General features: G+C 55.1%; 23 protein-coding genes. 15 read left to right on the top strand and 8 right to left on the bottom strand.

Annotated features, from left to right (window positions below; all coding sequences use genetic code 11):
- Positions 1-106 precede the first annotated feature (106 nt).
- Together PSSD_RS12380 and PSSD_RS12375 are read right to left on the bottom strand one after the other, a co-directional pair.
- On the bottom strand, positions 107-799 hold the full coding sequence (locus PSSD_RS12380; RefSeq protein WP_058972438.1) for an RraA family protein: 693 nt from the start codon (positions 797-799) through the stop codon (positions 107-109).
- Positions 800-802: 3 nt separating this feature from the next.
- Positions 803-1,780, bottom strand: coding sequence for a hydroxyacid dehydrogenase (locus PSSD_RS12375; RefSeq protein ID WP_058972437.1), 978 nt, complete (start codon positions 1,778-1,780; stop codon positions 803-805).
- A gap of 489 nt (positions 1,781-2,269) precedes the next feature.
- Here PSSD_RS12375 and PSSD_RS12370 point away from each other — a divergent pair, with 489 nt between their 5' ends.
- The 8 genes from PSSD_RS12370 to PSSD_RS12335 all read left to right on the top strand — a co-directional run bounded on the left by PSSD_RS12370 (position 2,270) and on the right by PSSD_RS12335 (position 10,115).
- Entirely contained in the window at positions 2,270-2,668 is a 399-nt protein-coding gene (locus tag PSSD_RS12370; RefSeq protein ID WP_039333887.1) for a DoxX family protein, read from the top strand.
- Between the two features lie 41 nt (positions 2,669-2,709).
- Complete coding sequence (locus tag PSSD_RS12365) at positions 2,710-3,186, top strand: GlcG/HbpS family heme-binding protein (protein WP_058972436.1); 477 nt, start codon at positions 2,710-2,712, stop codon at positions 3,184-3,186.
- A 2-nt stretch (positions 3,187-3,188) separates the two neighbouring features.
- The gene (locus PSSD_RS12360; RefSeq protein WP_039333883.1) at positions 3,189-3,845 is read left to right on the top strand and encodes a sugar dehydrogenase complex small subunit; all 657 of its coding nucleotides are present in this window, start codon (positions 3,189-3,191) and stop codon (positions 3,843-3,845) included.
- Between the two features lie 21 nt (positions 3,846-3,866).
- Entirely contained in the window at positions 3,867-5,459 is a 1,593-nt protein-coding gene (locus PSSD_RS12355; protein WP_058972435.1) for a GMC family oxidoreductase, read from the top strand.
- Positions 5,459-6,856: a cytochrome c gene (locus tag PSSD_RS12350; protein WP_235589225.1), complete on the top strand. Its 1,398-nt coding sequence runs from the start codon at positions 5,459-5,461 to the stop codon at positions 6,854-6,856. The genes PSSD_RS12355 and PSSD_RS12350 overlap by 1 nt, the downstream gene beginning before the upstream one ends.
- A gap of 210 nt (positions 6,857-7,066) precedes the next feature.
- The gene (locus PSSD_RS12345; protein WP_058972434.1) at positions 7,067-7,534 is read left to right on the top strand and encodes a GlcG/HbpS family heme-binding protein; all 468 of its coding nucleotides are present in this window, start codon (positions 7,067-7,069) and stop codon (positions 7,532-7,534) included.
- 214 nt (positions 7,535-7,748) lie between these two features.
- The gene (locus PSSD_RS12340; protein WP_058972433.1) at positions 7,749-9,686 is read left to right on the top strand and encodes a methyl-accepting chemotaxis protein; all 1,938 of its coding nucleotides are present in this window, start codon (positions 7,749-7,751) and stop codon (positions 9,684-9,686) included.
- A 75-nt stretch (positions 9,687-9,761) separates the two neighbouring features.
- Positions 9,762-10,115: an MmcQ/YjbR family DNA-binding protein gene (locus PSSD_RS12335; RefSeq protein WP_058972432.1), complete on the top strand. Its 354-nt coding sequence runs from the start codon at positions 9,762-9,764 to the stop codon at positions 10,113-10,115.
- Here the strand turns inward: PSSD_RS12335 and PSSD_RS12330 are convergent.
- The gene (locus tag PSSD_RS12330; protein WP_058972431.1) at positions 10,099-11,097 is read right to left on the bottom strand and encodes a class I SAM-dependent methyltransferase; all 999 of its coding nucleotides are present in this window, start codon (positions 11,095-11,097) and stop codon (positions 10,099-10,101) included. The genes PSSD_RS12335 and PSSD_RS12330 overlap by 17 nt on opposite strands.
- A 106-nt stretch (positions 11,098-11,203) precedes the next feature.
- On the opposite strand from PSSD_RS12330, the gene PSSD_RS12325 reads away from it, so the two are divergent.
- Complete coding sequence (locus tag PSSD_RS12325) at positions 11,204-12,049, top strand: helix-turn-helix domain-containing protein (protein ID WP_058972430.1); 846 nt, start codon at positions 11,204-11,206, stop codon at positions 12,047-12,049.
- On the opposite strand, the gene cybB is transcribed toward PSSD_RS12325, so the two are convergent.
- Both cybB and PSSD_RS12315 read right to left on the bottom strand, forming a co-directional pair.
- The gene (gene cybB, locus PSSD_RS12320; protein WP_058972429.1) at positions 12,046-12,585 is read right to left on the bottom strand and encodes a cytochrome b561; all 540 of its coding nucleotides are present in this window, start codon (positions 12,583-12,585) and stop codon (positions 12,046-12,048) included. The two genes, PSSD_RS12325 and cybB, sit on opposite strands and share 4 nt — an antisense overlap.
- A 91-nt stretch (positions 12,586-12,676) precedes the next feature.
- Positions 12,677-13,171 (bottom strand): MarR family transcriptional regulator, encoded by a 495-nt coding sequence (locus PSSD_RS12315; RefSeq protein ID WP_058972428.1) that lies wholly within the window; start codon positions 13,169-13,171, stop codon positions 12,677-12,679.
- Between the two features lie 122 nt (positions 13,172-13,293).
- On the opposite strand from PSSD_RS12315, the gene PSSD_RS12310 reads away from it, so the two are divergent.
- The 3 genes from PSSD_RS12310 (at position 13,294) to PSSD_RS12300 (ending at position 15,911) form a co-directional block, all read left to right on the top strand.
- On the top strand, positions 13,294-14,445 hold the full coding sequence (locus tag PSSD_RS12310) for an MFS transporter (protein ID WP_235589224.1): 1,152 nt from the start codon (positions 13,294-13,296) through the stop codon (positions 14,443-14,445).
- Between the two features lie 92 nt (positions 14,446-14,537).
- On the top strand, positions 14,538-15,044 hold the full coding sequence (locus tag PSSD_RS12305) for a DUF1543 domain-containing protein (RefSeq protein ID WP_058972427.1): 507 nt from the start codon (positions 14,538-14,540) through the stop codon (positions 15,042-15,044).
- Between the two features lie 444 nt (positions 15,045-15,488).
- Positions 15,489-15,911 carry a nucleotide triphosphate diphosphatase NUDT15 gene (locus PSSD_RS12300; RefSeq protein ID WP_058972426.1) on the top strand — a complete coding sequence of 141 codons (423 nt, stop codon included), beginning with the start codon at positions 15,489-15,491 and terminating at the stop codon, positions 15,909-15,911.
- Here the strand turns inward: PSSD_RS12300 and PSSD_RS12295 are convergent.
- Both PSSD_RS12295 and PSSD_RS12290 read right to left on the bottom strand, forming a co-directional pair.
- Complete coding sequence (locus PSSD_RS12295; protein WP_058972425.1) at positions 15,908-16,369, bottom strand: GNAT family N-acetyltransferase; 462 nt, start codon at positions 16,367-16,369, stop codon at positions 15,908-15,910. The genes PSSD_RS12300 and PSSD_RS12295 overlap by 4 nt on opposite strands.
- 129 nt (positions 16,370-16,498) lie before the next feature.
- The gene (locus tag PSSD_RS12290; RefSeq protein ID WP_058972424.1) at positions 16,499-17,245 is read right to left on the bottom strand and encodes an SDR family oxidoreductase; all 747 of its coding nucleotides are present in this window, start codon (positions 17,243-17,245) and stop codon (positions 16,499-16,501) included.
- A gap of 99 nt (positions 17,246-17,344) precedes the next feature.
- On the opposite strand from PSSD_RS12290, the gene PSSD_RS12285 reads away from it, so the two are divergent.
- Positions 17,345-18,247, top strand: a complete 903-nt coding sequence (locus PSSD_RS12285) for an AraC family transcriptional regulator (protein ID WP_058972423.1) — start codon at positions 17,345-17,347, stop codon at positions 18,245-18,247.
- Here PSSD_RS12285 and PSSD_RS12280 read toward each other — a convergent pair.
- Positions 18,244-18,666, bottom strand: a complete 423-nt coding sequence (locus PSSD_RS12280; RefSeq protein ID WP_058972422.1) for a DUF2000 domain-containing protein — start codon at positions 18,664-18,666, stop codon at positions 18,244-18,246. The two genes, PSSD_RS12285 and PSSD_RS12280, sit on opposite strands and share 4 nt — an antisense overlap.
- A 224-nt stretch (positions 18,667-18,890) precedes the next feature.
- Here PSSD_RS12280 and PSSD_RS12275 point away from each other — a divergent pair, with 224 nt between their 5' ends.
- Together PSSD_RS12275 and PSSD_RS12270 are read left to right on the top strand one after the other, a co-directional pair.
- The gene (locus PSSD_RS12275) at positions 18,891-19,292 is read left to right on the top strand and encodes an Lrp/AsnC family transcriptional regulator (RefSeq protein WP_235589229.1); all 402 of its coding nucleotides are present in this window, start codon (positions 18,891-18,893) and stop codon (positions 19,290-19,292) included.
- A 73-nt stretch (positions 19,293-19,365) separates the two neighbouring features.
- A complete protein-coding gene (locus PSSD_RS12270) occupies positions 19,366-20,253 on the top strand; it encodes a LysR family transcriptional regulator (protein WP_058972421.1) in 888 nt (295 codons plus the stop codon).
- The last annotated feature ends 93 nt before the right edge of the window (positions 20,254-20,346 follow it).

Raw genomic sequence — 20,346 nt, 5'->3', positions numbered from 1 at the left:
TACTCCGTTGTTTTATATTATTTTTTATGCAGGTTTATAAGGGACGCCATGTTCTGGCGACCCGACATATCGCGCGACCCTGATCCAGAGTGCGCAGACGAAATCATTAAACCGGGCAGCCCTTCGCACGCAGGATCGCGTTGAACCGTTCGGGATCGTTGTTACCGGCGATATTGCTGGCGCGGATCTTCTCTTCACGCTGGGCGTGTTGTTGTACTCGTGGCAGCAGGACACTCAGCTCATCTTGTCGGATGGCTATCACGCCGTCGGCATCAGCCACGATCAAATCTCCTGGCGACACCACTAACCCCGCGCAATGTACGGTGGTATTCACTTCACCAGGGCCTTCTTTCGAAGGACCGCGTAAGGTATTGCCACGCGCCCAGCAGGCAATGCCGCCTTCGGCCCACTCATTCAGATCGCGCACGGCACCATCAATCACGAAACCGGCAATCTTTTTGGTCACGGCGGAGGTCCGCATCAGACCCCCAATCAATGCCTGGGTCAGATCGCCCGATCCATCAACCACGATCACATCGCCGGGCTGTGCCATCTCAATGGCTTTGTGAATCATCAGGTTATCGCCTGGACGAACCTTTACGGTGATGGCTGGCCCGCACAGCACCAGGTTTGCATCGTTGTGATACGCCTGCAATCCAATGGCACCGACACTTCGCCCCATCGAATCACCAATATTTGGCACCGGCAGTGCGCGGAAGGCATCAATCACGCCCGCATCAATCTGTGCGCCACGATCACCGATGAAATAGCCAATGGGCCAGTCTTTATGAATCGTCATGTGTTAACTCCGGTTAAGCGCCTGTGGATTGACACAGGCTGAGAGGTTGATCTGTTGGTTATCGAGAAAAGCCAGACATTGGCGTGCGGCGCTCTGTGCCACGGCATCCAGCGCCTGTGGGGTGGAACCGCCGATATGCGGGGTGATGATCAGGTTGCCGAGTGCGCGGAAAGGATGATCTGCCGCCAGCGGCTCTTGGGTTACCGTATCCAGTGCGGCAGCGCGTAACTGCCCGCTTTGCAGCGCGGCAATCAGTGCCTCTTCGTCAATCAGTTCACCCCGCGCGGTATTGATCAGCGTGGCGTGCGCTGGCAGCTGCGCCAGACTTTGCGCGTTAATCATCAGACGCGTTTTCGGTGTCACCGGACAGTGCAGACTGAGTACATCTGCCAGTGGCAGCAGCGCGTCCAACGTCGCGCAGCGCTGTGCACCTTCTAAGTCCGCATCGGCGGGGGTAGCAGGGTCGAAAAATGCGACCTTCATTCCAATCACGCGGGCGAAACGCGCCACTCGGCGGCCAATTTCGCCAAAGCCCACCAGACCCAGGGTTTTGCCTTGCAGCTCCTCGCCATCGCCGCTGCGCGTCCAGCGTCCGGCGGTGAGTTCCTGCTGGAAAAAGGGCAGGCGGCGCGCGCAATTCAGCATCAGTGCCAGTGTCAGTTCCGCAACCGATTGAGCATTGGTGGCTGGCGTGGTTAACACCGGAATGCCACGCTCCGTGGCTGCGGCAACGTCGATATTGGTCACGCCCACGCCATGCTTGCAGATGATTTTCAGCGTAGGGCAGGCGTTAATGGCCTTGGCATTCAGCACCACAGTGCGCGAAATCACAGCATCGTACGCCACGGTGCTCATGCGATGTTCGACCTCCGCAATGTCGTTGGCGTCAGCAAGATAATCCACCGTGCAACCTGCCTCAGCGAGAAGCTGACGGCCTCCCTGGCCAAGGCTCGTGGTGGTCACGAGAAAGCGATAACTCATGTCGATTCTCCAATAGGGTTTACGTCATCCTGGCATCGACAATCGATAAAAAATATTCTGCGAAGGTTATTAATTCATTCCCTAAAGGAATCAGTGTGCAAAATTCGCGCATCCGGGCTGACCGACTAAGCACCGTTTTATGTTGGATATTTGTTAACGTCATGATCGAAATCGAGGAGGATCATGCCAGTCCCTACTCTTTAGGATTTTTACTCACAAACAGGGCGAAAACCTTGAAGCCTTAGGAGTTTTAGGCCGCATTAGTGCCGTTAAAAACCCAGAGCTATAGTGTGATCCACTTCAAATAACATCCTCAACACCCTGATATCCGCCAGATATTTTATCGACGCTGTTTTGAGCAGAAGGCGATGTAATGTTGAGCAGGCCGAGCGGTGAGCGATTTTTAGCCGCACGAAATGATAAATGTAACTAAAGTCACAGAGTGTACCGTTTGGTTCATTAACAACTACATAATAGAACGGTTACATCATGTATCAGTCCAAAGATCTGCTCGCCGTACTGGGTCGCGTTATGGCGGTCGGTCTGTTCTTTACGTCGGGTCTCGACAAAATCACCCATTACGCTGACAACCTGCAAACCATGGCGGATAACGGCGTACCCGGTTTCTTCCTGCCGTTGGTCATCCTGTTGGAAGTAGGCGGTGGGCTGGCGATTGCACTCGGCTTTCTCACACGCTTTACCGCGATATTTATGGCGGTGTTTTCAGTGGTGGCGGGGTTCCTGTTTTATCAGGGCTACAGCCATGCGCACCTGATGGTGTGGTTGAAAAACATCTCCTGCGCGGCGGGATTCCTGATGCTGTGCCTGCACGGTGGCGGTAAATGGAGCCTCGATCATCTTATTCAGCAACGCCTCGCGCGCCACTGAGCATCTCCCTCTAACACCTTCATTTTTTTAGGACAACATCGATGAAAAAACTTCCGACAGTGCTGCTGTGCGGCGGAATATTCTGTGCCTCAGCACTGGCCGCCGAACCGGTTAACCAGATTGCTGTGTTGACCCATCATCAGGCGCAGCAACTGGTGGCTAAGGCGGAGCAAATTATTGACCGTCATCACATTGGCGGCGCGATTGCCGTGGTCGATCCTTTCGGCCAGTTGATTGCCTATGAGCGTTTGGATGGCGCGACGCTCGCCAACAGCGAGCTGGCACCGAAGAAAGCCCACTCGGCAGCCGCCTTTGGTGCACCTACCGCCAGCTTCCAGCAGAAAATAGCCGCCGGAAACATCGGCTTGTTAGGCAACCCTGCGGTGGTGCCGTTGCCAGGTGGCGAACCGGTGAAAATTGATGGTGTGGTGGTCGGTGCGATTGGTGTCAGCACGCCAGATGGCAACGTGGATGCAGAAGCCGCGCAAGGCGCGCTGTCGGCGTTGAAAGCAGGTTAGCCATGGAAAGAAGACGCTTTTTACAGCTGATGATGGCAACGCCCGTGATTGTGTCGATCCCGTTGCAGCCGTTGCTGGCCGCACCGGCTGACGCCTCACAATCACTGTTGCTGCGCGCCAGTGAATTACTGACTGGACGCCGTGGCCTCGACGTCGGTATCACCGAACGCTTGTGGACGCTGTTGTGCCAACAGGACGCTGAGTTCCCCGCGCAGCTCGCGCGGTTAATGACCCGGCTCAACGCACTGCGCAGTGAAGACCGTGAGCAGATCGTCACGCAGTTGGATGATGCCGACGTCAAAACCGCGTTAACCATCATTTCGCCGTGGTATCTCGGTTATACCGGGCATCCCTCCACTACCAAAGCGGTGGATGACGCCCATTTCGTTACTTTCCTGTCCGCGCTGATGTACGAACCCACCCGCGACCATACCATTCGGCCAAGCTACGCCAGAGCGGGCGGTGACTACTGGGCTGAGGTGCCGGCTGGTGTGACCGCGCCACCGATGTCAGCGCAGATCCGCGAATGGGGCGATCTTTCGCCTCTCGCCGCCAACGCGATTAAACCGCCTGAAGCCCCCTGGTTACTGATGGTGCAAGGCAAAGCCAAAACCCTCGTGGAAGCCGAGGCGATGCTGGCGCAGCACAACAACACATAACAAGAATCGAGCAGGTATATCATGAGTGAATTTGATGCCGACGTGGTCATCGTCGGCTCCGGTGCGCTGGGCGCCAACGCCGCTTATCAACTGGCGAAAGCAGGCAAATCGGTGATTATGCTGGAAGCAGGGCCTTACATTCCACGCTGGAAAGTGGTGGAAAATTACCGCAACGGTGCCAGTAAACGTAACTGGTGCACACCTTATCCTAATCTGCCATGGGCGCCGAACTCTTATACCGATGGCTATATCGACGCTAAAGGTGACGATGATTTCCAGTATGTCACCAGCTACTTGCGCGTAGCAGGGGGCAGTACCCGCCACTGGGCATCGGCCTGCTGGCGCCTGCTGCCCAACGATTTCAAGCTGAAGAGTGTCTACGGCGTGGGCCGAGACTGGCCATTTGAATACGGTGAGCTGGAGCCGTGGTACGTCAAAGCCGAGCGTGAAATTGGTGTGGTAGGCACCGCGAATGAAGACCAGAGCGGACAAGGGCGCGGTCACTATCCGCCGCGCTCCGCAGCGTACCCGCTGCCGCCGGAAGCCAAGCCGTACATGGTGCAGCGCATGCAGTCAAAGCTGGGGCCGATGGGTTATCAGGTGATCCACGAACCTCATGCGCGCGTCTCACGTCCTTATGATGGCCGTCCAGCTTGTGCCGGCAACAATAACTGTGAGCCGATTTGTCCGATTGGCGCCATGTACTCAGGGGATATGCACGTCGATAAAGCCGTCGCGCTGGGCGTGCAACTGCGCACCGAGTGTGTGGCGTGGAAACTGGAGAAGGGCGCCAGTAACAAAATTGTCGCGCTGCACTATCGCCAGCCTGACGGCAAAGACACGCGACTCACAGCGAAAACCTTCATCATTGCCGCACACGGGCTGGAAACCCCGAAACTGCTGCTGATGAACGATGTCGCCAACAGTTCAGACCAGGTCGGCCGCAACCTGATGGATCATACAGGCTTAAGCCTGACCTTCCTCGCGGATGAACCGCTGTGGACCGGACGCGGATCGGTGCAGCACGGTACCATTGCAAATCGTCGCGATGAGGCCAGCCGCGCGCAGCACTCTGCTATACGTTATTCGCTGCGTAATCTGGTGCCGAATGTCGATGTCACCGTGCCGCTGCTCAAGCAGGGCATGATGGGCCAGGCGCTGGATGATGCCATCCGCGACCGGGCATCACGCATCATGAATATCAGTACCATGAGTGAAACGCTGCCCAGCCCCACCAACCGGGTGACACCCAACTACGACCGTAAAGATTCGATCGGTTTGCCGATGCTCAACGTGAATTATCACCTTGATGACTACGTACGCGGCATGCGCCCGCAGGCCTACAAAGATTTCGCCAACTTCCTGCAAGCCTTTAACGGTGAAGTGATCGAAGCCCCAACCGGATGGCGCAATCAATACCACATTATGGGCACCACCATCATGGGCGATAACCCCCGTGATTCGGTGGTGGATGAACACTGTCGCAGTTGGGATCATCCCAACCTGTTCCTCGCCACCACTGGCGTGATGCCGACATCCGCCACCGTCAACCCGACGCTCACCGGTATTGCGCTGGCGTTGCGCATGGCTGACACCATTGCGAGGGAGATCTGATGATGCGTAAACAGATCAGGCATCTCGCTGCGGCTAGTCTTTTGGTCGCCGGATTCGCGCAGGCGCAGGATGCCTCGCCCGATTTGGTCAAGCGAGGAGAGTATCTGGCTACGGCTGGCGACTGTTCTGCCTGCCATCGCGATCCGCACAGTGGTCAACCCTTCTCAGGCGGCTACGCCATTCAGTCGCCAATGGGCATGATTTACGGCTCAAACATCACGCCATCGAAAACGGCAGGCATCGGCAATTACAGCCTTGCCGACTTCACCGATGTGATGCGCAAAGGTAAAGCGCCGGGCAATCACTACCTTTATCCGGCGATGCCTTATACCGCGTTTGCGGGCTTATCCGATGAGGATATTCACGCGCTTTACTCCTATCTGATGCTGGGCGTACCAGCCGACGATCATCCCGCGCCGGAAACCGACCTGCCGTTCCCGTTCTCTTTCCGTCCGGTGATGGCGGTGTGGAATCTGATGTTCCTCGATAGCCGCGCCGTACCGGGGAGTGATGCGGCCGCGGGCAGTACCGAACGCGGCGAATATCTGGTACGCACCCTCGCGCACTGTTCCACCTGCCATACGCCGCGCAACGGCATGATGGCTGAACAGGGCGATCGCTTCTTATCCGGTGGCAAAGTCGGCAGTTGGACTGCACCAAATATCACGCCGGATGCGCAGGCCGGTATTGGGGACTGGAGTGAAGATGAAATTGTCACCTATCTGCGCACCGGTGCGCTGCACGGTAAAGCGATTGCTGCCGGGGAGATGGGGACAGCGGTACAGAACTCGTTCTCGAAAATGCAGCAGAGCGATCTTGCCGCTATGGCGCATTACCTGAAACAGGTCACGCCGATTGGCGGTGCAGATCGTAAAGCACCCGCTGTGGCTCCTCAGCCGACGCCACTTTCCGCCATTGAAACCGGCATGAAAGAGAGCATCACCGATTATGTTTCGGGTGAGGGGATGAGTGGTGCGCAGCTCTATAACGGTGCCTGCGCAACCTGCCATGCCAGTGACGGGCGCGGCACGCACGATGCGCAGCACTTTTATCCGTCACTGGTGGGTTCGTCGGCCGTGTTGTCGGACGATCCGGCCAATCTAATCATGACCATTGCAGAGGGTGTGGATCGTAAAACCGTGGGCGATCATGCCTTTATGCCAGAGTTTCGCACTCAATTCTCACAGGCCGAACTGGCCAAAGTCGCGGATTACGTCTCAACCAACTTTGGTAATTCGCAACATGCCGTGACTGCCGCTGATGTTGACCAAACCTTGAAAGGGGAAAGCGGCAGCTGGCTGGTGCGCTATGCGCATCTGTTAAGCATTGCCGGCGGTGTTGTGGCGCTGCTGGTGATCATTTTGGCGTTAATCATGGTGCTGCGCCGAAGGAAATAATCGTTGGGGAGCGCAGCGGAGGATTGTTGAGGACTTGAGTGATATGCCGGTGCGCATCAATGCGCACCCTATAAAAAAAGCGCAATGACTTTGTCAATGGGCGATGACTTTGTAGGGGCGCCATTTATGGCGACCGGTAGCGCCCAGGTAAGCGATATCCACCGTCGTGCTGCCCGTTTTTAGTGACACCGTTGTTTATGGAGAAGTGACATGAAAAAGGCCTTATCTCTGGCTCTGTTGACTACCGCTCTGCTGGGTTCTGCGGCGGCACACGCCACCTTGACCCAAACCATTCTTTCGCAGGGTGATGCCCAGAAACTGATCGCCAGCGCACAGGAAAAAGCGCGTGCACTCAATGCGAATGTCTGCATTGCGGTATTGGATCAGTCGGGTCAGCTGCTGGCATTTAACCGGATGGACAATGCGCCGGTGGGCTGCATCGATTCCTCGATCCTCAAAGGCCGTGCGGCGGCGCTGTATCGCACTCCTACGGACAAATATATGGATCGTGCCAACGGCAAAGAGCCGGCTATTGCGACTTTACCTGGCGTGATCCCGTTGGGCGGTGGCTCACCGGTGGTGTGGCAGAACAACACCATTGGCGCAGTCGGCGTGAGTGGTTCTGCCAACCCGAATGAAATCGCCATCGCCAAAGCGGCGAGCGACAGTTTTAAATAGTCTCCATATTGCGCCCGACGCCGCCCGTCGCCGACTGCGGGCGTGCCAAGGCGCGCCCCAACCAAAGCATAGCGGCGCGAGTTATCGCGCTGTATTGAATGCCCATCCCCCATCAAGTTCTTCCACCATCCGCCGATAGTCTCTTCTGAGGGATGTACGCGCACAGGGAGTGGTTCTTTTTAACCGAAAAAGTGTCAACCCCAGGAGCGCCATAATGGCCAAACACGCATCAAAGAAAACTATGAGCACCCGCACGCAAATGCTGCTGACGGGCGCCATCACGATTACCCTTGGCTTTGCTGTCACCATCGGCGTACTTAGCTGGCAGTCCAGCAATGAGCAGAAATCGCTGGCGGAAAACTATTTACAACAGATTGCTCAAACCCAGGCACTGCAAATCCAGCAGGAGTTGAGCTATGCGCGCGATGTGGCGCATAACCTCGGACATAGCCTGATCGCACTACCCGAAGCGGGCATCCAGGATCGTAAGGTCGCGGACAAGGTGATGGAGTCTGCGTTACGCGACAATCCTGATTATCTTTCCGTATCCGTTATCTTCGAAGAGAACGCATTCGACGGGCGTGATGCCGAATTCGCCACGCAACCGAATGCGGCACCCAAAGGGCGTTACGCTTACTTTGTCGACCGCGATCAGTCAGGCAAATTCAATATGCATCCGCTCACCTCGATCTTTACGCCGGGTCAGGGTGACTACTATCTGCTGCCACAGAAGAGTCAAAAGGATACGCTGATTGAACCCTACAGCTATGCCTACAATGGTATTCCTACCTTACTGACATCCGTCGCAGCACCCATCATCAGCAAAGGCAAATTATGGGGTGTCGTGACGTCAGACATCTCACTGGCCTCGCTGCAAGAAAAAGTCAACAAGATCAAACCCTGGGAGGGCGTGGGTTATGCCATGTTGCTCTCCAGCGCAGGGAATGTGGTCTCTTACCCGGATAAGAATCAGACCAGCAAAGCGTGGAAAGGCGATACCCACAGTTTTAGCGCTTCGGCGTATGAGCAGCACGACAATATCCTCGGTGAGGATGCGCTGGTGACCTGGCAACCGATTGTCATCGGCAACAGCGATCAGAAGTGGTATCTCGGCGTGGTGGCCCCGGTGAGTCATGTAATGGCAGCCGCGCATCGCCAGCTAATCAACGCTGTAATTCTGATGATCATCAGTATTCTGGTGGTGTGTGTACTGCTGGGCGTGTTGTTTAACCGCAAGGTGCTCAAACCGATTGGTGGCGAGCCGCTGGAAGCGGCAACCATCGCGTTAGCGGTGGCGGACGGTAAGCTCGACAATCTCATCACCCTGAAAGCGCGTGATAGCAGCAGCTTATTCTTTGCGCTGCACACCATGCAGAACCAGTTACGCGAGATTGTTGGACAGATTCAGGATGCCAGTTCATCGGTGCGACAAGGTGCCGGGGAGATCGCCAGCGGCAACCTCAACCTGGCATCTCGCACCGAAGAGCAGGCGGCAGCACTGGAGCAAACCGCTGCCAGCATGGAGCAGATCACCGCCACAGTGAAACATAACGCCAGTAATGCACATCAGGCCACGGAACTGACGGAAAATGCCACGCAGATTGCCAGCCGGGGTGAAACGCTGGTGGGGGAAGTGGTGCAGACCATGGCGCAGATTGACGACAGTGCGAAGAAAATTGGCGACATCACCGCCATCATCAACAGTATCGCGTTCCAGACGAATATTCTGGCGCTTAATGCCGCAGTCGAAGCGGCACGTGCTGGTGAACAAGGTCGCGGCTTCGCGGTGGTGGCCTCTGAAGTGCGTAACCTGGCACAGCGCAGTGCCAACGCAGTGAAAGAGATTGCGGCGCTGATCGAGGAGTCCAGCCAGCGTGTCGGCAGCGGTGTGCAATTGGTGCAGGATGCAGGTAAAACCATGCAGGAAATGACGCAAGCGGTAAACTCGGTGCGGACCATCATCGGTGAGATTGTGGTGGCTTCCGATGAGCAGGCGCGCGGCATCAGCCAGGTGACTATCGCGGTGAACGAGATGGACGGCACCACGCAGCAAAACGCCGCACTGGTGCAAGAGATGTCGGCTGCCGCCAGTTCACTGGAGGATCAGGCGGCACAATTGGCGCTTACGGTGGGACGTTTTCAGTTGAGTTAAATTGACGAGGCGTTCATTGTGTAGCGGCGCGATAAATCGCGCCGCTACCATTAATGTGCTTCCAAAGGAGCCGCAATGAACCGCCAGAATCTGTTCAAGCACATCAGCCAAACCTACCAGATCGAACCCGATTACCCGTGGAAGAAACACAGCGCATATGCGGTGCTGCGCCATCCGCGTCACCGCAAATGGTTTGCACTGGTGTTTCCGCTGGAGAGCCACAAACTCGGTTTAGCCGAGGGAACCGTGGTCGATGTGATGAATATCAAAACCCGCCCTGAACTCACCGGTTCACTGCGCCAGCAGCACGGCGTCTATCCGGCTTATCATATGAACAAAGAGCACTGGATCAGCCTGACGCTCGAGAATGGCCTGCCGGACAGTGAAATCCTTTCATTACTGGATGAGAGCTTCAGCTTGACGTTTTAGGTCGTCGCGCCAGAATCACGTTCAGCGGTGACATCGGGAACGGCAGCATGCGCTGCGTCTCCTCAATCTCAAACCCCGCTTGCTGTAACGCGATAGCCAAAGCACCCTCATTGGTTACACTGTAACCTCGCATCATCAATGGCGTGAAGAAAGGCAGGATCTGTCGGGCCTCAGCGGGGTTATCTGGTACCTCGGCGTGAGCACTGATCAGTAACCCTCCGGGTTTTAACCGCGCAAACCACTCACTCAGCATCGCCTGACGATCCTCCATGAAATAGAGAAACGATGAACTCCAGATGATGTCGACCTGACGCTGCGGCGGAAATTGCGCCACAGCACAACAGCGGTGGGTCAGTCCCGCTCTCTCGATATTCCGCTGTGCCACGGTGGCGGTCTGTGGCAAGTCAAACACGATGGCGGAAAGCTGGGGAAATCGCTCTGCTAAAGCAATACTGATCAAACCCGGCCCACCGCCCATATCCAATAACAGCGCTGGACGCTGAAAGTCCGCCAGTCTATCGGCGATAGCGCAGGCGGTCTCTGCGCTGAGTGCACGCTGTTCCTGAGCAATTTGATGCAGTGCTGCATCGGCCCAGGCGGTATCTATTTGCAGCGGATCTTGCCAGCCCGTTGCCGGTTGGGTGAGCAACTGAGGTAGCCGCAGGGCAAATTGCTGCAATACCTGATGGCGATAGCGCCACGCATCACCGATGAAGCGCGAACCGCCGCTGCACAGAAACAGATGAGCACCGGGCGCGAGTACAAAGCAATCGCCTTCCAGCGTGAGCAATTCCAGGCTCCAGAGTAAGCGTAAGAGATGGTTAGCCTGCTGTGGCTGCCAGTCATGATGCTGCGCGACCTCGAGGGCTGTTGCCGGTAGCGCCAGGAAATCGAACAGTTGGCTTTCGAATGCCAGCGCGATTGCACCATTCAGTGCATGTTGCGCCAGCAGCGCGTCCAGTGTTGGCAGAGGTGAATGCATAAAAGGTCCTGTGCAGAGAGTGAGAACACCAGACTAGCCTTTCATGCGAATGCAATTTATTCTCATTTGTCTGCGAGGCGGTGGATTAACTCTGCGAAACGGAGAAATGATGCAACAACCCGGAAAACTGCACGTGCGCCAATTCGATCTGGCACAAGGCATGCGCCTGGTGCAGTCGGACTACTGGCCATTACAGCCTTTGCATGAGTCGTCACAGGCATGCAGCGATCAGCCGCAACTGGTGCTGACTTTTGGTGTGCAAGGCGCATCGCGTTTTCGTGAAAGCAACGGGCGTGAAATCGCATTTAATGCCGGGCACCTGACCGTCACCAGCTTTCAACGCAGCGTGGGAGAGCGCCTGTATCGTGCGGGTGAACGGGTGCAGCAATTACGCTTGATCCTTAACGCCGCCAGTGTCCGACACTATTTTGGCGAATCAAATGCGGAACCTATGTTACGGCCCTGTCTGCAGCGTCATCTGTTTAGCCGCTTCGGGCAAGCAACTGCGGCACAGCTCAGACATCTGCATGATGATCCGCTGCTATTGGAGATTCAGGCGTTAACCTTGCTGGCTCTGCACCGTCATCAGCTTCAGCCCGAGACGCTTATGCAAAAACGGCACCCACAGCAGATGGAGAAGGTCGAGCAAGCGCGGGACTGGATGCGCGACCATCTGGCCGAAAACTTCTCACTCGCCACATTAGCGCTGGCTGTGGGGTTAAGTGAATACCAGCTGAAATCTGGCTTCCAGCATCACTTTTGCTGTACGCCGGGTGCGCTGCTTTTGCAGATGCGAATGGAGCATGCACACCAGTTACTGGAGCAGGGATATCAGGTGGCACAGGCGGCATGGCAGGTGGGCTATCAGTATCCACGCAATTTTAGCGTGGCGTTTCAGCGTTATTTTGGCCGCCCGGCAAGCGCGGTTACCGGGCGGAGAAGGCAGGATTAACGCGAACGGCGCGAGGGCATCATGCGCAGCAGCGTGTTGTCTTTAAACAGGTAATGGTGAGCCAGAGCGGCGAGGGCGTGAATGCCGATCAACCAGTAACCATAGGGCGCTAACGTCTCATGCCAGTCTGCAATGCTGTCAGCAAAATCCGGATCGGGATCGCTGCTCACCGGCATTGGAATGCCGAAAATCCACCAAGTGCGACCCATATAGAAGCGAGACAAAATCCCGAGGATAGGCAGCACAATAAAGAACAGGTAGATCGCCAGATGCATCAGATGCGCCAGGCCGGTTTGCCAGTGTGGCGGTTTGGGCACAATCGCCGGGCTACGATGACGGAAACGCAGCATGACGCGCGAGAGCATCAGTACCAGCACACAACTGCCCGCGCTGAAATGACCGATGATCATGGCAAATCCTTGCCATGAACCACGCGTCGCCAGACCGCGAAACTCCATGGTGCAATAAGCAGTGGCCACCAGCACGAAGGTTAGCCAGTGGAGAAAAATCTGCGAGGGGGCGTATTTAGTGCTCATGTATTATCCATAAAATGCGTTGCATACGACGTAACATAGCGGAAAGCGCGCTGAATTAATTCATATTTTGACACATCCCTCGTAGCAATGCTTACGGTTGGTGTTCTGTTGCTTGCAGTAACTGACTGAGTAACAGCTTCAACTGTTGTTGCTGTGTGCCATCCAGCGTTGCGAGGAGTGCATTTTGCGTCTGGGTATGCACCAGCAATGCCTGTTCAATCTTTTCGCGCCCTGCCTCCGTCAACGTGACCAACATGCTGCGCTTATCATCGGGATCGGCTACGCGTTCGATGGATCCAGCCTCGGCCAGGCGGTTGAGACGATTTGTCATCGCCCCCGAGGTGACCAGCAGCGATTTGTACAACTGCGTAGGAGAAAGGCAATAGGGTGCCCCCGCGCGACGCAGCGTGGCCAGCACATCAAATTCGCCGTCATGGAAATCAAACGGGGCCAGCGCTTCCGCTCGTGCTATAGCGAGGTGCTTCATGATGCGCAGCATGCGGCCAAATACCGCCATAGAAGAGGCGTCCAGTTCAGGCATCGCCTTGGCCCACTGTTCCGTTACAAAGTCTACGTGATCGGCCATTTTTCTCCCTTTCTGATGTGGCATTTCTACATTGATGATTTGTTGCTTTGTGCGCATCCCACTTTCGCGCGGCTGAAAAGTATCTTAACGTTAAGATACTTTGACGCACAAGGAGATGCCAAGTGAATCGTACCTTACCTGCAATCGGCATGTTTGCCGTACTGGTTTTTATTATCGCACTGAATTTACGCCCGATTATGGCGGCAATGGGGCCGCTGTTTCCGTTATTGCAACGCGACGCGCAGCTTAACGCCACGCTGCTGAGTTTACTCACCACTTTACCGGTAATCATGATGGGACTGGCGGCGCTGGCTGGGCCAATGCTGCTGCGCGCGTTGGGCGAAGTCAGGGGCATTGCAGCAGGTTTAGTGCTTTTGGCATTGGCCTGTCTGGCGCGCGGTGTGGCGCCATCCGCGTGGGTATTGATCGTCAGTGCCGTGGTGGCAGGTGTCGGTATTGGCTTGATTCAAGCCTTGATGCCCGCGTTGATTAAGCGCCATTTTGCGGCGAACGCCGGCACGTTAATGGCGCTTTTCACCACCGGGATTATGGCTGGTGCGGCGCTGGCTGCCGCCACGGCTGCACCCTTGGCCGACGCACGTGGCTTGGGCATGACATTGGCGATTCCGGTGATACCCGCGGTGATTGCGCTGCTGTTATGGTTGATGACCTTACGTCCTGGCGCGCCATCCCTTTCACCACCGCGTCTTAAAGTGGCATTATCCGGTCGAGCCTGGCTGCTGATGGTGTTCTTTGGCATCGGAACCGGTGCCTATACGCTGGTGTTAGCCTGGTTGCCACCGTTTTACATGCAATATGGCTGGCTGCCGCAGCAAAGTGGCTATGTGCTGGGGGCGCTGACCTTGACAGAAGTGGTCGCGGGATTTGTGTTGACGGCGTTGATCCATCGTTTCCGCGATCGTCGTGGCCCGCTTATGCTGGTGCTCACATCGATTTTACTCGGGTTGCTTAGCCTGATGTGGCTTGGCGGTGCTAATGCCTGGATGCCGACGCTGTTGCTGGGATTGGGGATTGGTGCGTTATTTCCGCTTTCCTTAATCGTCACTCTGGATCATGCACATTCGCCAGAAGAAGCAGGCGCGTTGTTATCCTTCGTGCAAGGTGGGGGATATTTACTGGCCGCGTTGATGCCACTGATTGCCGGTATCGTCCGTGATCGCGTGGCTTCGTTAGACAGCGCATGGGCAATGATGGGTGTAGGGATTGTGATATTGATGATGATGGCGCGGCGGTTCAAACCGCAGATGGCATAATTAATTGCGGCAGGAAACGGTTGTTTCGCTGTATATCATGTTTTATAACGCTGCTTTCACCTTATCTTTGTTCATCAAAAGGAAATGATTACGTGAATCTGTTTATCTTTTACGTTGGCGGCAATGCCGGGAAATCTAATATTGAAGTGCATGACATTCAGTTTGTTGCCGCTGAACAGCCAGAAGATGCCTGGCCCGCGCTACGAGATGCCTGGTTTGGCGATGCCGATAAAATCCATGTTGATGGCTATGCCCGTGTAACTTGGGCGGATGGTTATCGTGTGTCGTTGTCTGATACACCCGCCACGGGCAGCGAAAAGCTGTTCTTCGTCAATGCCGGTGCGTACCATCCTTCCACGTTGGCGGAGTTGCATGCCTTTGATCTGTTTGTGGCAAAGGATGTTAAAGAAGCCAAAGCCAAAGGTTTAGCCAACCTGCTGCCGGGTGCGGATCATCAGCACAAAGACAATCTGAAGGATGTGGATGATTGTCTGTTGCTGGAAAAAGTGGGGGATATGTATATCCATTTAACCCCAGACGCCAATGGCGAATCTTTCCGCCCTGAGTGGCAGGGCTATCAGCCGATTGGCATTGAGTGATTTGGTGTGCTGTCTTTAGGCGCCATAAATGGCGTAAAGCTTGTGATTCAAGTGACTGACGATAACGCAGTCTGGAGCCACACCGGGGCTGGCGGTCCTCGCGCCGCTGTCGCGGTGCCTTCACTTTACTCGTCTGCCTTACGGACCGGTGCCGATGGAACATCCATGTTCCAGCGCCACCTTTCGCCCGCGTCCTGCGGGCTCTCCTGGCATACTCGCTCAGCTCAGCGCTGCGGATGCCTGCCCCGGTGTGGCACCAGCCTGCTCATCACCTTCAGTGAGTGTTGTCAAAAGGGCAAAAAATGGCTGAGGCCATGATGCTTCTACTGCGCCGTTCATGATGACCCAACAGCGATGAAGCACGGTTCTTGTAGGGTGCGCATTTATGCGCACTTCTTTAAAATACCTATTTTCAACTTTAACCAGTAAAAATCAGGAGCCGTAATGTCACCACAGGTAGGAGTGGGTGTGTTGATTTTCCGTGAGGGTAAATTACTGCTGGGGCGTCGCAAAGGCAGCCACGGATCGGGAGACTGGTCAGCCCCCGGCGGGCATCTGGAGTTTGGTGAATCGCCGGAGGATTGTGCGCGACGGGAAGTACTGGAAGAGACAGGTTTAGTCTTGGGTGAGTTAAACAACGGCGCGTTTGTCAGCGATGTCTTTCCCGAGGTCAATAAGCACTACATTACGCTGCTGCTGGTGGCGCAAGACCCACAAGGCGAACCACAAACTCGCGAGCCGGAGAAATGTGAAGGCTGGCAGTGGTTTGCCCCGGAAAATCTTCCGCAACCGCTATTCGCGCCACTGCGAACCTGGATTGCGCGTGATGGGTTAGCGGCTCTGCAACAACTGGCACAAGCGTCTTAAAGCGCGAGGGCCATAATGGTCACCGTTTCCCCTGAGATTTCCCGCTGCTCCACATCCTGCCAGCCAAAGCGGCGATAAAGTGCCTGTTGGTCCGGCGTATACAACCAGAGTGAGGGGATCGATCTTGCGCGTGCTTCGGCAATGAGTCGTGTGACTAAGGCACTCGCGAGTCCTTTGCCGCGATGGTCTCGCGCCGTTATCACCTCGCCCAACCAAAACTCACGCTCGGCGTGATCATCTAATTCGTAATGGATGATACTGGCGGTGGCCATCAGTTCACCTTCAGTGCTGGTGGCAACCAAGGTGAGGGTTTGGGCATTAACGGCATTGCGCTGCCGTAATCGCTGTTCAATCACAGCAACATCACACCAATTAGCAAGATCGCACCATTCACGATGCAACATCTGTGTCACGTCATTCAGCAACGCCATTTGGTTGGTCAGCAGGCTAATTTGCATCAGTGAACCTCCATTTCCCTAAGAGGGGAATAACATAGCGGTTCGTTTTTAAGATTGCTAATACCCTCAGTTTGGATGTATTCAAGGGAAAGGTGACGGGCGGCCCGAGGGCCGCCGCGACAACAGCAACTACCTGACTTCATTCGCAACGGCCACCGCATCTTCGCCAGCCGGAATACGCATTGGCGCGTGTGGATCGGTGGCTGCGCGCCACACCGCCTCGGCAACATCTTCGGCTTTGGTGGTGGGCTGGGGTTGATGCATCCCTGCCATGATGCCCTCCAGCATTGGTTGATAGGCTTCGAGGAAAGTCTCCTCCATTCGTGACATGGCGTTTTTACCGAAATCGGTGGTGGGGGCGAGGCCCGGCAAAACCAGGCGAACATTGACGTTGAAGGGCTGTAACTCCAGCGCCAGCGACTCGGTAAACGCATTCACGGCAGCCTTACTGCCGGTATACACCGCCAGCAGCGGCAGTGATTTCAGCGTCACCGTCGATGTCACATTGACCACCGTGCCGCCACGTTTTGCGCGAAACTGCGGCAGCACAGCCTGCGTCATGGCAATAGTGCCGAGCGTGTTAGTCTCAAACACCTCGCGTACTGTTGACATTGGCGTGCCTTCCAGCGCGCTCAGCACGCCAATCCCTGCATTATTCACCAGCACATCGATATCACCCGCCTCGTCAATGGCGTGCTTGATGCTGTCTGCGTTACTGACATCTAGCGGCAACAGGCGCAGATGATCGGAGTCAGGGAAAAGTTCAGGCCGCGGATTGCGCATGGTCGCGATCACCTTCCAGCCGCGCTCCAGAAAATAGAGTGCCGTCGCGTGACCAAAGCCAGAAGAACAGCCGGTGATTAGAATCGTTTTCATCTTTCACTCCTGCATTGCATTGGGTAGATGCTCACTATAGAGTCAGCGATATGGACTCACTACAACGCAAAGTCCATTATTCATTCGCCGGAGTCCATAATGATTGATCCTTTAGCGGAGATGGTGTCGCTGCTGCAACCGCAAGCGGCCTTTTCAAAACGTGCACGCGCTAATGGTCGCTGGCGGGTGCAGCGCAGTGAAACCGGACAGCCGTTCTACTGTCTGGTGCTGGAAGGCCGCAGTCAGTTAAAGATGAAAGGGCACGATCCGATAGCGCTGGAGCAGGGCGATTTTGTTTTGGTCCCCGCCGCGTGGGAATTTTGCATGACCAGCGCCGAACCGCCGGACATCGATGCACCAGAAACGTTGCCAGAGATGCTCGGTCCAGGGGAGTTCTGGATCGGCGATCGGCACCAGCCAGCAGAAGTGCAAACGCTGATTGGCTATTGCCAGTTTGCTGCGCCCGATGCGGGGTTGATCGTCTCGTTATTGCCTCAGTTTATGCATATTCGCGGTGAATCACGTCTCGCCACTTTGGTAGAACTGGTGATGGATGAGTGCCGCGCCCAGCGCCCTGCACGGCATGTGGTGTTAGAGCGCTTGCTGGAACTGCTGCTGATAGAGGCGCTGCGATCGATGCCACTCTGCAACGCCTGCCCCGGCGTGATGCGTGGCTTAGCGGATGAACGCCTGGCATCGGCTATCCGCGAAATGCACGCCAATCCGGCGCATGCCTGGACGGTTGCCCAACTGGCGAAAGCCGCTGCGCTATCACGCTCTGCTTTCTTTGTGCGCTTTCGGGAAGCGGTGGGCGTCGCGCCAATGATGTATCTGCTCACCTGGCGAATGGCGTTGGCCAAAAACTTGCTGCGCGGTAAAAATATGGCCGTGGCAGAGGTGGCTGAACGCGTGGGATATCGTTCGGCCAGTGCCTTTAGCGTGGCGTTTACCCGTTACGTGGGCCAACCCCCCGCAGGGTTTGCTGCTGCACAGTCAGTTTAACGGTAGAGTTTTAGATTGCCCGTCAGGCGGGTAATTTTCTTCTTCGGCCCAATCAGACCGATGGCCACCAGTTCAATATTTTCACTGCGAGCGCTGGCAATACGCTCGCCGTACTCATCATAGGTTTTGCAGGATTGAGCCAGTGCGCTGAAGGGCATGGCAAAGATTTCAACATCCGCGCTACTGGTTTTTTGTAGCTCGCGCAAGGTGTTTCCCTCGGCCAGCAACACTGGTAGAGGCGCGTATATCACGCCGGGATAATTCAATCCGTCGCCGCTTTGCTGGTCTGGCCCGACCAAATTATCGATTAACTTGCCAAAACTAATACCAATCACGCTGGCAGCATTCATCGCCAGCCCGGCAGGCAGTTGGTTGTCGATAACAATGGTACAGCGGTGATGGTTTGCATCGAATTGCATGTGTTCACTCCTTGAGACGTTGAGTTCTTCTTGGGGGCTGCTCGTTTCAGCTGATAAAAATTATGCTTCAGCCGAAGAGAAAAGTGCTTGCGTAATCCATTGCAAAAATCGGCAATTAAGGATAAACCGTTCCATAATCATCCATTACAGGGAAGGATTATCCTTCTATGAGCCTCAGCAAGACTGATATCAACATTCTCGAACTCCTGCAGTAGGATGCGCGTATCACCAATCAACAACTCGCCGATACCATTGGTCTCTCTGCATCGCCCACCTGGCGTAAAGTCCGTAAGCTGGAGGAGGATCAGGTTATCCAGGGGTATCGTGCTGTCCTCAATCGTCGCAAGATTGGCCTGAATGTGATGGTCTTTGTGCGAGTCACCATCGACAGCCACAGTGAAGCCGAAGCGCGGAAGTTTGAAGCAGAAGTCACGGCGCTCGACAAGGTGGTTTCTTGCTACAGCATCGGTGGTGATGCCGATTTCTTATTACAGGTGGTTTCTGCGGATATGGATGCTTACGCGGAATTTGCTATGTCAGTGATTCGCCGCCTGCCGGGTATTAAAGAGATGCAGAGTATGTTTGTGTTGAAAGAAGTGAAAGGGATGACGGGGTTGCCGTTGTAAACCATCCCCCCAACGAATGGAATAACTCTTGCATCCTCTCCAGCAATAATGCCGTCCTTTGCTGGAGATGTCCGTGAACCTCAATACCTACAAATACTTCAATGAAGTGGCCGCTACCGGCTCGATCCGGCGTGCAGCAGACCGAATGCACGTTGCGCCTTCAGCGATCAGTCGGCAGATAGCCTTGCTGGAACACACGCTGGGCGTGATGTTGCTTGAGCGAACCAATACCGGCATTCGTTTGACGCCCGCCGGTATGATGCTGGAGCGCTTTACGCGCAAGATGTGTCGTGATCTCGACCGCATCCATGAATCCATTAAGAATTTAAAAGGGCTGCGTGAAGGGGAAGTGAAAATATGGGTGATTGAAGCGGTGGTACAGGCGATTTTGCCGCGCATCATGACCGATTTTAATGAACACTACCCGGCGATACAGTTCTCAATAAATAGCGAATCGTCAGACCGCACTATCGAAGCGATTATTCGTGACGAGATTGATATTGGCATTGTGTTCAATATGGGCGACCGCCCTGGAATAGAAGTGATTAAGCGCTGTCCTGCACCAATTCAGTGCCTGGTCTCGCCGCAACATCCGTTGGCCCAACACGCGTCTCTCACGTTGGAAGATATCTGCTTTTATCCCATCGCCTTGCCGGTTTCCAGTTTTGGCATGCGGCAAACCTTTGACCGGGTCACGCGCAGTTTGCATCTGCATCCGCAATCTATCGTCAATACCAACAACCTGGAACTCACCAAAGCCATGGCGATAGCGGGGCGCACATTGACCATCGGGCCCAAACAGATTGCCGCGCGAGAGATTGAGCAGAATATGTTGCGTGCTATCCCGATTGATAATGACGCGATGGAATCGGCCAACATTGAAATATGCGTCCATCGCGATCGCACCCTCTCTTTTGCCGCGCATCAGTTCCTTAAGTATGTTTGCCGGGAATTTAACTAACCATATTTAGCTGCCTTAACCACCTCTTTCATAATAACTTTCCCTTATTGGTGAAATAAAAAGTGAGGAAATTTACCGGGTTATTTCACGCGT

The sequence above is a fragment of the Type-D symbiont of Plautia stali genome (assembly GCF_001485335.1).
Lineage (GTDB): Bacteria > Pseudomonadota > Gammaproteobacteria > Enterobacterales > Enterobacteriaceae > Pantoea > Pantoea vagans_C.
Note: the sequence above shows the minus strand (reverse complement) of the source record. Positions and strands in the feature narration are given on the sequence as shown.